The organism is Streptomyces sp. NPDC025638, assembly GCF_055558775.1.
Window position 1 is genome coordinate 114,350 of record NZ_JBVHLX010000008.1, and the last position, 13,306, is coordinate 127,655.

The window sequence follows — 13,306 nt, forward strand, 5'->3', positions numbered from 1 at the left end:
CATGCGCCCCGGTGTCGTGGTCACCCTCGCCTCCCTGTCCCTCCTCACGCTCGGCTTCGCACCGGCCGGTGCGTCTGCCCCGCTGCCCGCCCGTATGGCGGACACCGGGGGCGGCACCCAGCTGATCACGGCTCAGGCGGCGGGCACCGCCTCGACATCGGGCACGCTCATCTGGTGGAACCTGCGGGGCGGGCAGTGGGTGCAGGCAGGTTCGGCACCGGCCCGCTTCGGCGCGAGGGGGCTCGCCGAGGGGGCGTCGCGCAAGCAGGGCACGTACACGACGCCGACGGGGCTGTACGACCTGCCGTTCGCCTTCGGCATCAAGGCGGCGCCGGGCGGTACGTCCGTCGCCTACCGTCCGGTGCACGAGAACTCGTGGTGGTGCCAGGACAACGCGTCACGCTCGTACAACCGCTGGACCGAACCCCTCGCGGCCGACTGCCGCGCCTCCGAGTCCGAGCACCTCGTCTCCTACGCCGGTCAGTACGCCCACGCGCTCGTCATCGGCTTCAACTACGCGCACCCGGTGCGCGGGCGGGGAGCCGGGATCTTCCTGCACGTCAACGGGAGCGGGGCCACGGCGGGCTGTGTGTCGGTGCCGGCGGACGCGATGCAACGCATCCTGAAGTGGGCGGACCCGAAGGCGCGTCCGCACATCGCGATCGGAACGGCGGCCGGGACGACGGCGATCACCCGGTACTGAGCGCCACCGGCAGCCGTACCGAGAACGTCGTCGCCCCGGGGCGGCTCTCCAGGCCCACGCTCCCCCCGTGCGCCTCCACCACCGCCGCCACGATCGACAGGCCCAGCCCGGCGCCGCCGCCCGAGGCGTCCGTGCGGCGGCGGTGCTCGGCCCGGGTGAAGCGCTCGAAGACGCCGGGCTGGACGTCCTCGGGGACGCCGGGGCCGTCGTCGCGGACCTTCAGGATCGCCGTCCTGCTGCCGTCCGTGTCGCCCTCCGTGTCCAGGGACACCGTCACCTTCGTGCCAACAGGTGTGTGCAAACGCGCGTTGGCCAACAGGTTGGCCAACACCTGTTGGAGACGATGGGCATCGCCGGTCACCGTCACCGGCTCCTCCGGCAGCTCCAGCGTCCAGCGGTGATCGGGGCCGGCCGCGCTGGCGTCCGTGACGGCGTCCAGGACCAGATGGGTGAGGTCGACGGGGCGGCGCTCCAGGGGGCGGCCCGCGTCCAGGCGGGCGAGCAGCAGCAGGTCGTCGACCATCTCGCCCATCCGGGAGGACTCGGCGGCGATCCGCTCCAGCGCCCGGGTGACCTCCGGCGGGACGGGCCCGGGGTGGAGCAGGGCGAGCTCCGCGTGGCCGCGGACCGAGGCGACCGGGGTGCGCAGCTCATGGCTGGCGTCGGCGGCGAAGGTGCGCAGCCGCTCCTCACTGGCATGCCGCTTGGTCAGGGCGTCCTCGACATGGCCCAGCATGCGGTTGAAGGCGGCGGCGACCCGGCCCACCTCGCCGCGCGGGTCGGCCTCGGGGGCCCGGGGCGGCAGCGCCACCTCGCCGCTGGCCAGCGGGAGTTCGCTGACCCGGGTGGCGGTCGCCGCGACCCGGCTGAGCGGACGCAGGGACCAGCGGACCCACAGCGCCCCGGTGACGCCCGCGACGGCCAGGGCCAGGCCGAAGACGATCGCGGCGACCAGTTCCAGCCGGTGCACGGTGGCCTCCACCGGCTCCAGCGGCAGGCCGACGATCAGCACATCGCGGTCGAGGCCCCGGGACGCCACGACCCGGTAGTCGTCCAGGGAGGAGAGGTGGACGGTGTATGCCCTGCCGTCGACCGGTACCGCGGCCAGCCGCTGCTGGTCCGCGTCGGTCAGGTCGACGTTCAGCTCCACGGCCAGGTTCCCGGAGCGGACCAGCCCCTTGTTGGTGACCGTGCCGTCCACCAGTCGGGCGCCGAAGGTGCCCGTGGCCTGTCTGCGGGTGTCGCCGTGCTCGTCCCCGTCGTGATCGTTCGGCAGCCGGCCGCTGTGCTCCAGACTCGCCGGGAAACGGGTGCCGACCTGGGCGAGCTGTTCGTCGAGGCGCTGCGTGAGGAAGCCGCTGAGCCCGAGCACCGCGGCGAGCCCGACGGCCGCGCAGCTCACCGCCAGCAGCACCACCAGGCCCACGGTGAGCCGGGCCCGCAGGGTACGCGGCCGGGGCAGGCGCCGTAGCCATCGTGGGAGTCTCACCTGCTCACCTGCTCACCGGCTTCAGTACGTACCCGGCCCCGCGCACGGTGTGGATCATGGGCTCGCGGCCCGCGTCCACCTTCTTGCGCAGATACGAGATGTACAGCTCGACGACATGGGCGCGGCCGCCGAAGTCGTACGACCACACCCGGTCGAGGATCTGCGCCTTGCTGAGCACCCGACGCGGATTGCGCATCAGGAAGCGCAGGAGCTCGAACTCGGTCGGGGACAGTTCGATCAGTTCGCCGGCCCGGGTCACCTCACGGGCCTCCTCGTCCATGACCAGGTCGCCGACGGCCAGCCGCGGGCCCTCCTCCTGCTGCCGGGCCATGCCCGCCCGCCGCAGCAGTCCGCGCAGCCGGGCGACGACCTCCTCCAGGCTGAACGGCTTGGTGACATAGTCGTCGCCGCCCGCGGTGATCCCCGCGATCCGGTCCTCGACCGCGTCCCGGGCGGTGAGGAAGAGCACACAGACGTCCGGCTTCACCTCGTGCAGCGAGCGCAGCACGGCGAAGCCGTCGGTGTCGGGGAGCATCACGTCGAGGACCACCGCGTCGGGCAGCAGCTCACGTGCGGCGGTCACCGCGCCGGCGCCGTCGCCGGCCGCGCGCACCTCCCAGCCCTCGTAGCGCAGGGCGCCGGTGAGCACCTCGGCGAGGTCCGGGTCGTCGTCGACGACGAGGACACGCAGCGGGGTGCCGTCGGGCCGGGTGAGGGCGGGCCGGCCGGAGCGGGTCGTGTTCATCGCGTTCATCGCGTCTACAGCATCGCTCCTCCCGGCGGCCACGGGTGACCCCCGTGGCTCTGAGTTTCCTGTGAGTGGGCCCACAGGGCGCCGTCTCAGAGCTCCCTCAGAGGTTCACGCAGCACAGTGGCACGGCGGACGGGAGCACCCGGGAGAAAGGGCCCACACATGACCACCCTGTACGAGCGGCGGGCGGCGCCGACCGTGACGCCGGTTCCCCGCAGCTCCCCCGCGGGCCCCCTGCTCGCCCTGCTGTGGGCCGGGGCGGCGGCCGTGGTGGCGCTGTGGTGGACGGACACCGGCTCGGTCGTCGGTACGGCCGGCTGGCTGACCGGCGCCGGGCGGATCGCCGGGCTGCTGTGCGGGTACTCCTGCGCGGTGCTCGTCGGGCTCATGGCCCGGGTGCCGCTCCTGGAGCGGCGGATCGGCTCGGACCGGGTGGCGCGCTGGCACGCGATGGCGGGCCGCTACACGGTCTGCCTGCTGGTCGCGCACATCGTGCTGATCCTCGCCGGGTACGCCGCCCAGGACGGCGCCTCGATCGTCCACGAGACGGTCACGGTGATCCTCGACTATCCGGAGATGCTCAAGGCCACCGCGGGCACGGCGATCCTCTTTGCCGTCGGCATCACCTCGGCGCGGGCGGTGCGCCGCCGGACCAGCCACGAGTTCTGGTACTACGTCCACCTGCTCACCTACGCCGCCGTCTTCCTGGCCTTCGGCCACCAGCTGGCGCTCGGCAACGACTTCAACGGGAAGCCGGTGGCCACGGCGGCCTGGTATGCCCTGTACCTGGGCGTCGCGGCCCTGGTGGTGTGGTTCCGGGTCCTCGTGCCGGTGCGGCTCAATCTGCGTCACCGGCTGCGCGTGGAGTCCGTGCACCGGGAGGCGCCGGACGTGTACTCGGTCGTGGTGCGCGGGCGGCGGCTGGAGGAGCTGGGGGCACGGCCGGGGCAGTTCTTCCGCTGGCGCTTCTTCGGGCAGGGCATGGGCTGGACGTCGACGCCGTACTCGCTGTCGGCGCCGCCCCGTCCCGACCTGCTGCGCATCACGGTCAAGGCGCTGGGCGACCACAGCGCGGCGGTGTCCCTGCTGCGGCCGGGCACCCGGGTGTGGGCGGAGGGGCCGTACGGCTCCCTGACCGCCGACCGGCAGACCGTGCACAGGTCCCTGCTGATCGCGGGCGGCGTCGGGATCACCCCGCTGCGGGCGCTGTTCGAGACGCTGCCCGGCGAGGTGACACTGCTCTACCGGGCCCGCACGGCCGAGGACCTGGCCCTGAGCGGGGAGCTGGAGGCCATCGCGCGCTGGCGCGGAGCGAGGGTGCTGTACGCCCTCAACGGCGCGCACGGGGAGCGCCCGAGACTCACCGCCGACGCCCTGCGCGCGACCTTCCCCGACCTGTCCGGGCACGACGTGTACATCTGCGGTCCGCACGGCTTCGCCCAGGACCTGTACCGGGCGCTGCGCGCCGCCGGTGTGCCGGACCGCCGTATCCACCACGAGTCGTTCGAGCTGTGAGGCCCACGTGCACGCGTTGAAGAAGACCCGCCCCCTGCGCCGCATCGTGCTGGCGAGCGCCGCCACCGTCTCCGGGATGGTGCTGCTCCTGTCGTTGAAGCCGCACACGAGCCCGGCCCTGGCGGTGGGCACGCAGTCGCCCGTGCCGTCCAGCAGTGCGAGCGCGTCGGCCGGCGGGTCCTCCGGCGGTTCCAGCACCGGCAAGTCGGCCACCGGTACGAAGACGGTCACCGGCGACTCGGTCCAGACCCGCTGGGGCCCGGTCCAGGTGCGGGTCACGGTGAAGAACGGCAAGCTCACACGAGTGACCGCCGTCACCTACCCGCAGGAGAATCCGCGCGACCAGGAGATCAACAGTTACGCCATCCCCCAACTGCGGCGCGAGGCACTGGCCGCACAGAGCGCCCAGATAGACACGGTCTCCGGGGCGACGTACACGAGCGACGGCTACCGCCAGTCGCTCCAGTCCGCCTTGGACTCGGCCGGAGTCTGAACACACCGGAGTGGAGGCACGTATCAGTGGGCCAAGGGTCAAGTCCCCACGGAGGAACCGTGACCACCACGCTCGCAGGCGGACGTGCCGCCCGCCGCCAGACGATGCGCCGCATCCGCCCGCGCCGCTCCCCGGCCGTCCCGCTGCTGATCGCCGTGTGGGCGGGCGCAGCGGCCGTGCTGTGGCTGTGGTGGCACAACACGCCGTCCATCGCCGACAACAACGGCAAGATCCTGAACGCGGGCCGGATCACCGGTCTGCTGGCCGGCTACCTCATGGCGCTGGTCGTGCTGCAGATGGCCCGGGTGCCCGCCCTGGAGCGGCGCGTCGGCTCGGACCGGGTGGCGCGCTGGCACGCCATGAGCGGCCGCTACACGCTCTGTCTGGTCTTCGCGCACATCTTCCTGACCATGTGGGGCTATGCGCTCCAGGCGGGCAAGTCGCTGGGCGACATCGTCCAGCAGACCATCGAGTCCATCACCCAACTGCCGGACATGGGAAAGGCCGCCATCGGCACGGGTCTGTTCGTGGTCATCGGGCTGACCTCGATCGGTGTGGTCCGCCGCAGGCTGCCGTACGACGCCTGGTACCACGTGCACCTGTTCACCTACGCGGCGGTGTTCCTGACGTTCTGGCACCAGATCACCACCGGCAACGATTTCGCCCTGGAACCCGCCGCGAAGACCTTCTGGTACGGGCTGTACGGCTCGGTCACCGCGCTGGTGCTCTGGTACCGGATCCTCACCCCGATCCGGCTGAACCTGCGTCACCGCCTGTGCGTCGAGGCGGTCATCGAGGAGACGCCGGGCATCGTGTCGGTGCTCATCGGCGGCCGCAAGCTGCACCGGATGGGCGCGGAGGCCGGGCAGTTCTTCCGGTGGCGGTTCCTTGCGCCGGGCATGCGGTTCAGCTCGCACCCGTACTCGCTGTCGGCGGCGCCGCGTCCGGACATGCTGCGGATCACGGTGAAGGCGATCGGCGACCACAGCGCCCGGCTGCGCGAGCTGCGTCCCGGCACCAAGGTGTGGGCGGAGGGCCCGTACGGCGCCATGACGGCCTCCCGCCGCAGCCGCGGCAAGGTGCTGCTGGTCGCGGGCGGTGTCGGCATCACGCCGATGCGTGCCCTGTTCGAGACGCTGCCCGGCGCGGCCGGCGACCTGACCCTGCTCTACCGGGCCAACACCACCCAGGACCTGGCCCTGTGGGACGAGCTGGCGGTCATCGCCAATGAGCGCGGTGCCCGGCTGATGTACGCCGTGAACAGCCCGGAGGGCGAGCGGCCGGACATCTCCGCGGACAGCCTCCAGCGGAAGATCCCGGACATCGACCGGCACGACGTCTTCATGTGCGGTCCGCCCGGGTTCGCGCAGCAGGTGTACGAAGCACTGCGCGGCGCGGGGGTGCCCGCCCGCCGCATCCATCACGAGTCGTTCGAGATGTGAGCGACGGGAAACCACGGAACCTCCACGGGAACTCGACGGGAAATCAGGAGCTCAGAAGAGATGCGGAAGAGCCACCCCATTCGGCGCGTCGTGCTGGCCACCGCGGCCACCGTCTCCGGTGTCGTACTGCTGCTGTCGCTGAAGCCGTCGACGGACCCCGCCTCGGCGTCGGCGGCGGGTGCGGCGCCGCAGCAGACGGCGGCCGGGCAGGAGTCGCCCCAGGGCGGGGCACAGGCGGCCGGTACGGGCACGGTGACCGGTGACGCGGCCCAGACCCAGTACGGGGTCGTGCAGGTACGGCTGACCGTAGCCAACGGCAAGATCACCAAGGCCGAGGCGGTGCAGGCGCCCAAGGGCGGCACGAGCGACCAGAAGACCGCGCTGTCCGTGCCCAGGCTCAACCAGGAGGCCGTGGCCGCGCAGAACGCGAACATCGACTCGGTGTCCGGGGCGACCTACACGAGCACCGGCTACAAGAAGTCGTTGCAGTCGGCGCTGGACAAGATGAAGGCGGCGGCCGGCTCGTCGGGGTCGTCCGGCACAGCCGGCTCCGGTTCGTCCGCCGGCTCCGGTGGGGCCGCCCAGGCCACGAAGACCGTGACCGGGCAGGTCGCGCAGACCCAGTACGGGCCCGTCCAGGTCCGTATCACCGTCGCCAACGGCAAGATCACCAAGGCCGAGGCGGTGCAGGCGCCCAAGGGCGGCACGAGCGACCAGAAGACCGCGCTGTCCGTGCCCAAGCTCAACCAGGAGGCGGTCGCGGCCGGGAACGCGAACATCGACTCGGTCTCCGGCGCCACCTACACGAGCACCGGCTACAAGCAGTCGCTGCAGTCCGCGCTGGACCAGGCCGGTGGCTGAGGCCGTGGCCGAGTCAGAAGCTCCCGCCGCGGTGCGTCGGGCGGAGGAGGTCATGGGGACTGTCTTCTCCTTCGACGTCCGCGGCGGGGAACCGCATGCCGTACAGGCGGCCCTCGACGAGGCGGTCGCCCAGCTGCACCGGGTCGACGAGGTGTTCAGCACCTACCGCGAGGACAGTCAGGTGTCCCGGCTGGCCCGCGGCGAGCTGACCGTGGCCGCATGCGACCCCGAGGTCGCCGAGGTGCTGGAACTGGGCACCGAGGCGGAGCGGCTGAGCGACGGCTGGTTCAGCATGCGCTACCGGGGCCGGTTCGATCCGACCGGGATCGTCAAGGGCTGGGCCGCGGAGCGCTGCGCGCGGCGGATCGCGGAAACGGCCGGGGTGCGCGGCGTGAGCGTGAACGGCGGCGGGGACGTCCAGATGTTCGGCGCGCCGGAGCCGCAGCGGCCGTGGCGAGTGGGGGTGTCGGATCCCCTGCGGCCCGGTGGGCTGGCGGCGGTGATCTCGTCCGCCGGGGTGTCGGAGCTGGCGGTCGCCACGTCCGGTACGGCGGAACGCGGGGCGCACATCGTGGATCCGCGGACGGGAAAGTCGGCGGTCACGGATCTGGTCGCGGTCACGGTTGTCGGCCCGAGCCTGACATGGGTGGACTGCTGGGCCACGGCAGCGTTCGCGATGGGTTCGCGGGAGGGCCTGGCGTGGCTGGAGTCGCTCCCCGACGTGGAGGCCCTCCTGATCACAGCGGGCGACGAGGTGCGCTGCACAGGGGGCTTGGCCGCTCGACTTGGCTGAGTGGACTTACCTCAGGGGCGCGGGGAACTGCGCGACCAGCCACGAACCACCCGCAGCTGCTGGACGGCAGTTCCCCCAACGGCGCTAGTGTCCGTTCTGAGCCAACCGCAGCAGATGTTCGGCCAGCGCCTGCCCCCCGGAAGGGTCCCGGGAAATCAACAGCAACGTGTCGTCACCGGCAATCGTCCCCAGGATGTCGTGCAGCTCGGCCTGGTCGATGGCCGAGGCAAGAAACTGCGCAGCCCCCGGAGGGGTCCGCAGGACCACGAGATTGGCGGAGGCCTCCGCGGAGATCAGCAGCTCCTGGGAGAGCCGCCGCATCCGCTCCTCCTTCGCCGACTCCCCCAGCGGGGCACGCGGCGTGCGGAAGCCGCCCTCGCTCGGGACCGCGTAGATCAGCTCACCGTCGGTGTTGCGGATCTTCACCGCGTTCAGCTCGTCCAGATCCCGGGAGAGCGTCGCCTGGGTGACGGTCAGCCCGTCATCGGCGAGGAGCTTCGCCAACTGGCTCTGGGAGCGCACCGGTTGCCGGTTGAGGATGTCCACGATCCGGCGGTGGCGTGCGGTGCGGGTCTGCGGCACGGCAGGCCCCGCAGTCTGCTCGTGGTCCTGCGCCTGGCTCATCGTCGTCTCATTCCCCGGCTCGTCCGTCCCCGTTCGCTGCTTCGAGGATGCCGGGCAGCGCCCGGAGAAGGGCGTCCGTCTCGTCGTCGCCGATATTCAGCGGTGGCATCATCCGTACGACGTCGGGGGCGGGCGCGTTCACCAGGAATCCGGCCTCCTGAGCCGCCTGCTGCACCTGCGGCGCCAGCGGCTCGGTGAGCACGATACCCAGGAGCAGGCCCGCGCCCCTGACATGGTCGATCAACGGGTTGCCGAGTGACTCGATTCCGTCCCGCAGCGTCTCGCCCTGCCGCTTGACGTTCTCCAGCAGTCCCTCGTTCGCGATGGTGTCGAGGACGGCGAGTCCGGCGGCGCAGGCGACCGGATTGCCGCCGAAGGTCGTGCCGTGGTGGCCGGGCCGAAGCAGCTCGGCGGCCCGGCCGAAGGCGACGGTGGCGCCGAGCGGCAGCCCGCCGCCCAGGCCCTTGGCCAGGGTCACGACGTCCGGCAGGACGCCCTCGTGCGCCTGGTACTCGAACCAGTTGCCGGTCCGCCCGACGCCGGTCTGCACCTCGTCCAGGACGAGCAGGGACCCGGTGGCCGCCGTGATGGCGCGGGCCGCCTTCAGATAGCCGGCCGGGGGCACCACGACCCCGTTCTCGCCCTGGATGGGCTCGATGACGACGAGGGCGGTCTCCTCGGTCACCGCGGCCGCCAGCGCCTGCGCGTCGCCGTAGGGGACGTGGGTGACGTCGCCGGGCAGCGGCAGGAACGGCTCCTGTTTGCCGGGCTGGCCGGTGAGCGCGAGGGCGCCCATCGTACGGCCGTGGAAGCCGCCCTGGGTGGCGACCATGTGGGTGCGCCCGGTCAGCCGGCCGATCTTGAAGGCGCCTTCGTTGGCCTCGGCGCCGGAGTTGCAGAAGAAGACCTTGCCGTCGCGGCCGAAGTGCTCCAGGAGGCGTTCCGCGAGGGCGACGGGCGGTTCGGCGATGAAGAGGTTGGAGACATGGCCGAGGGAGGCGATCTGCCTGCTGACGGCCTCGACGACGGCCGGGTGGGCGTGGCCGAGCGCGTTGACCGCGATGCCGCCGACGAAGTCGAGGTACTCCTTGCCGTCGGCGTCCCACAGCTTCGCGCCCGCGCCGCGCACGAGAGGCAGCCGAGGAGTGCCGTAGTTGTTCATGAGCGCGCCCTGCCACCGCGCGGTCAGTTCCTGGTTGCTCATGATTCCCCCTGTTCGTCCGGCTTCTCGTCGGGCACGACCATCGTGCCGATGCCCTCGTCGGTGAAGATCTCCAGCAGGATCGAGTGCTGGACCCGGCCGTCGATGACGCGGGCGGTGTTGACGCCGTTGCGTACGGCGTGCAGACAGCCCTCCATCTTCGGCACCATGCCGGAGGACAGCTCCGGCAGGAGCTTCTCCAGCTGGGCGGCGGTGAGGCGGCTGATCACCTCGTCGGAGTTCGGCCAGTCCTCGTAGAGGCCCTCGACGTCGGTGAGGACCATGAGGGTCTCGGCGCCCAGTGCCGCAGCGAGTGCCGCAGCCGCCGTATCAGCATTGACGTTGTAGACATGTCCGTCGTCCTGACTGCGGGCGATGGAGGAGACGACCGGGATACGGCCGTCGGCGAGCAGGGCCTCGATCGCGCCCGTGTCGATCTCGGTGATCTCGCCCACCCGCCCGATGTCGACCAGTTCGCCCTCGATCTCGGGCCGGTGCTTGGTGGCGGTGATGGTGTGCGCGTCCTCGCCGGTGAGGCCGACGGCCAGCGGGCCGTGCTGGTTGAGCAGCCCGACCAGCTCGCGCTGCACCTGCCCGGCCAGCACCATCCGTACGACGTCCATGGCGTCCTCGGTGGTGACCCTGAGGCCCGCCTTGAACTCGCTGACGATGCCGTGTCTGTCGAGCGCCCGGCTGATCTGCGGGCCGCCGCCGTGCACGACGACCGGCCTGAGGCCGGCGTGGTGCAGGAACACCACGTCCTGCGCGAACGCGGCCTTCAGCTCCTCGTCGACCATGGCGTTGCCGCCGAACTTGATCACGACGGTCCTGCCGTTGTGCCGGACCAGCCAGGGCAGCGCCTCGATGAGGATCTGCGCCTTGGGCAGGGCAGTATGTTTGCGAGTCGAGGACTTTCGCTCTTCTGAGTGATTGACCGTCATAGCCGACTTTCGGAAAGATCTCGGATCAGCCGCCGGGCGGGCGGTGTTGGCCTGCGGGAGGCGGCGTAAGACTCAACTCGGACACGTCCGGGGCGAGCTGCCGCCTGTGAAACAGGAACCCTCGTCGGCGACGACGAGGACCCGCGACAACCGAGCGGGCACGTCAAGACGAATAGGCGCTGTTCTCGTGGACATAGTCGGCCGTGAGGTCGTTGGTCCAGATGGTCGCAGATTCCTTGCCTGCCGCGAGGTCCGCCACAATGTGGACCTCGCGGTAGCGCATGTCGACCAGCTCGCGGTCCTCGCCGACGCCGCCGTTCTTGCACACCCAGACGCCGTTGATGGCGACGTTGAGCTGGTCCGGCTCGAAGGCGGCCTGCGTGGTGCCGATGGCGGACAGGACGCGGCCCCAGTTGGGGTCCTCGCCGTGGATGGCGCACTTGAGGAGGTTGTTGCGGGCGATGGAGCGGCCCACCTCGACGGCGTCGTCCTCGCTCGCGGCGTTGATCACCTCCACCTTGATGTCCTTGCTGGCGCCCTCGGCGTCCCGGATGAGCTGCTGGCCGAGGTCGTCGCACACGGCCCGTACGGCCTGTGCGAACTCCTCGTACCCGGGGGTGACCCCGGCCGCGCCCGAGGCGAGCAGCAGCACGGTGTCGTTGGTGGACATGCAGCCGTCGGAGTCGACCCGGTCGAAGGTGACCTTGGTGGCGGCCCGCAGCGCCTGGTCCAGGACCTCGCTGTCGAGGTCGGCGTCGGTGGTGAGGACGACCAGCATGGTGGCGAGGCCCGGCGCGAGCATGCCCGCGCCCTTGGCCATGCCGCCGACGGTCCAGCCGTCCCTGGTCACGACCGAGGTCTTGTGGACGGTGTCGGTGGTCTTGATGGCGATGGCGGCCTTCTCGCCACCGTGCTCGCTCAGGGCCGCCGCGGCCGTCTCGACGCCCGGGAGCAGCTTGTCCATCGGGAGCAGGACGCCGATGAGGCCGGTGGAGCAGACGGCGACCTCGATGGGGCCGCGCCCGAGCACCTCGGCGGCCTTCTCAGCGGTCGCGTGGGTGTCCTGGAAGCCCTTCGGCCCCGTACAGGCGTTGGCGCCACCGGAGTTGAGGACGACGGCGGAGACCTGGCCGCTCTTCAGCACCTGCTCGGACCACAGCACCGGCGCGGCCTTCACACGGTTGGAGGTGAAGACACCGGCGGCGGCGCGGCGGGGCCCGTTGTTGACCACGAGGGCCAGGTCCGGGTTGCCGTTCGCCTTGATCCCGGCGGCGATGCCCGCCGCCGTGAATCCCTTGGCTGCCGTGACGCTCACTGCATCTCCTTGTTCGCTTCTCCGCCCGTGCAGCGCACCGGTGCGGCCTTCGTCGTCGTCTGCGGCCCGGTGGCTGCACGTGCGTCGCTCACGGTGCGACTCCGATCGTGGAAAGCCCGGTGGTCTCGTCGAGTCCGAGGGCGATGTTCAGGCTCTGGACGGCACCGCCGGCGGTGCCCTTGGTCAGGTTGTCGATGGCGCTGATCGCGATGATGCGGCCCGCGGCCTCGTCGTGTGCGACCTGCACCTGAACGGCGTTGGAACCGTGGACGGACGCCGTGGCGGGCCACTGGCCCTCGGGCAGCAGGTGGACGAAGGGCTCGTCGGCGAAGGCCTTCTCGTAGGCGGCACGGACCGCCTCGGCGGTGACACCGGCACGGGCCTTCGCGCTGCACGTGGCGAGGATGCCCCGGGACATCGGCGCGAGGGTGGGCGTGAAGGAGACGGAGACCTTCTCCCCGGCGGCCGCGCTCAGGTTCTGGATCATCTCGGGGGTGTGCCGGTGCCCTCCCCCGACGCCGTACGGCGACATCGAACCCATGACCTCGCTGCCCAGCAGGTGCGGCTTGGGTGCCTTGCCCGCGCCGGAGGTGCCGGAGGCGGCGACCACCACGGCCTCGGGCTCGGCGAGCCCCGCCGCATAGGCCGGGAAGAGGGCGAGGGAGACGGCGGTGGGGTAGCAACCGGGCACCGCGATGCGCTTGGACCCCTCCAGCGCAGCGCGGCCGCCCGGAAGTTCGGGGAGGCCATAGGGCCAGGTCCCGGCGTGCGGGGAGCCGTAGAACCGCTCCCAGTCCGCGGCGTCCTTGAGCCGGAAGTCGGCGCCCATGTCGATGACGATCACATCCGGGCCGAGTTGCTCGGCGACGGCGGCGGACTGCCCGTGGGGCAGGGCGAGGAAGACGACGTCATGTCCGGCGAGGGCGTCGGGGGTGGTCTCCGCCAGCACGCGGTCGGCCAGCGGAAGGAGGTGCGGCTGCAGGGCGCCGAGCCGCTGACCCGCGTTGGAGTTGCCGGTCAGGGCCCCGATCTCGACCTCGGGGTGCGCGAGGAGCAGCCGCAGGACCTCTCCGCCCGCGTACCCGCTCGCTCCGGCCACCGCCGCTCGTACCGCCATGTCACCCTCCTCTGGATGGCATGACTATACGTTTCGCTGCACGTTTATGCAATCCTGAGAT

The 13,306-nt window shown here is 71.5% G+C and carries 13 protein-coding genes; 6 read left to right on the forward strand and 7 right to left on the reverse strand.

Annotated elements, in window-relative coordinates; genetic code table 11:
• The first annotated feature begins 1 nt into the window (after position 1).
• Complete coding sequence (locus ACZ4EG_RS21725; RefSeq protein WP_467791730.1) at positions 2–703, forward strand: L,D-transpeptidase family protein; 702 nt, start codon at positions 2–4, stop codon at positions 701–703.
• Here ACZ4EG_RS21725 and ACZ4EG_RS21730 read toward each other — a convergent pair.
• Both ACZ4EG_RS21730 and ACZ4EG_RS21735 read right to left on the reverse strand, forming a co-directional pair.
• Positions 690–2,192 (reverse strand): sensor histidine kinase, encoded by a 1,503-nt coding sequence (locus tag ACZ4EG_RS21730; RefSeq protein WP_467791731.1) that lies wholly within the window; start codon positions 2,190–2,192, stop codon positions 690–692. The two genes, ACZ4EG_RS21725 and ACZ4EG_RS21730, sit on opposite strands and share 14 nt — an antisense overlap.
• Positions 2,193–2,196: 4 nt before the next feature.
• Positions 2,197–2,937 (reverse strand): response regulator transcription factor, encoded by a 741-nt coding sequence (locus tag ACZ4EG_RS21735; RefSeq protein ID WP_390711031.1) that lies wholly within the window; start codon positions 2,935–2,937, stop codon positions 2,197–2,199.
• Positions 2,938–3,105: 168 nt separating this feature from the next.
• On the opposite strand from ACZ4EG_RS21735, the gene ACZ4EG_RS21740 reads away from it, so the two are divergent.
• From ACZ4EG_RS21740 to ACZ4EG_RS21760, 5 genes are read left to right on the forward strand one after another with little or no spacing between them, the layout of a single operon-like run.
• On the forward strand, positions 3,106–4,458 hold the full coding sequence (locus ACZ4EG_RS21740) for a ferredoxin reductase family protein (RefSeq protein WP_467791732.1): 1,353 nt from the start codon (positions 3,106–3,108) through the stop codon (positions 4,456–4,458).
• Between the two features lie 7 nt (positions 4,459–4,465).
• Positions 4,466–4,951: an FMN-binding protein gene (locus ACZ4EG_RS21745; protein WP_467791733.1), complete on the forward strand. Its 486-nt coding sequence runs from the start codon at positions 4,466–4,468 to the stop codon at positions 4,949–4,951.
• Positions 4,952–5,010: 59 nt separating this feature from the next.
• A complete protein-coding gene (locus ACZ4EG_RS21750; protein ID WP_467791734.1) occupies positions 5,011–6,393 on the forward strand; it encodes a ferredoxin reductase family protein in 1,383 nt (460 codons plus the stop codon).
• A 60-nt stretch (positions 6,394–6,453) separates the two neighbouring features.
• Positions 6,454–7,254, forward strand: coding sequence for an FMN-binding protein (locus tag ACZ4EG_RS21755; protein WP_453549607.1), 801 nt, complete (start codon positions 6,454–6,456; stop codon positions 7,252–7,254).
• Between the two features lie 52 nt (positions 7,255–7,306).
• Positions 7,307–8,047, forward strand: coding sequence for an FAD:protein FMN transferase (locus ACZ4EG_RS21760; RefSeq protein ID WP_467791735.1), 741 nt, complete (start codon positions 7,307–7,309; stop codon positions 8,045–8,047).
• 84 nt (positions 8,048–8,131) lie between these two features.
• On the opposite strand, the gene ACZ4EG_RS21765 is transcribed toward ACZ4EG_RS21760, so the two are convergent.
• From ACZ4EG_RS21765 to argC, 5 genes are all read right to left on the reverse strand, one after another.
• Positions 8,132–8,671, reverse strand: coding sequence for an arginine repressor (locus ACZ4EG_RS21765; protein ID WP_363296751.1), 540 nt, complete (start codon positions 8,669–8,671; stop codon positions 8,132–8,134).
• 7 nt (positions 8,672–8,678) lie between these two features.
• Entirely contained in the window at positions 8,679–9,875 is a 1,197-nt protein-coding gene (locus tag ACZ4EG_RS21770) for an acetylornithine transaminase (RefSeq protein ID WP_467791736.1), read from the reverse strand.
• Positions 9,872–10,813 (reverse strand): acetylglutamate kinase, encoded by a 942-nt coding sequence (gene argB, locus ACZ4EG_RS21775; protein ID WP_467791737.1) that lies wholly within the window; start codon positions 10,811–10,813, stop codon positions 9,872–9,874. Before argB ends, ACZ4EG_RS21770 begins: the two co-directional genes overlap by 4 nt.
• Before the next feature lie 163 nt (positions 10,814–10,976).
• The gene (gene argJ, locus ACZ4EG_RS21780) at positions 10,977–12,128 is read right to left on the reverse strand and encodes a bifunctional glutamate N-acetyltransferase/amino-acid acetyltransferase ArgJ (protein ID WP_467791738.1); all 1,152 of its coding nucleotides are present in this window, start codon (positions 12,126–12,128) and stop codon (positions 10,977–10,979) included.
• Between the two features lie 88 nt (positions 12,129–12,216).
• A complete protein-coding gene (argC, locus tag ACZ4EG_RS21785; protein WP_467791739.1) occupies positions 12,217–13,245 on the reverse strand; it encodes an N-acetyl-gamma-glutamyl-phosphate reductase in 1,029 nt (342 codons plus the stop codon).
• Between the last annotated feature and the right edge of the window lie 61 nt (positions 13,246–13,306).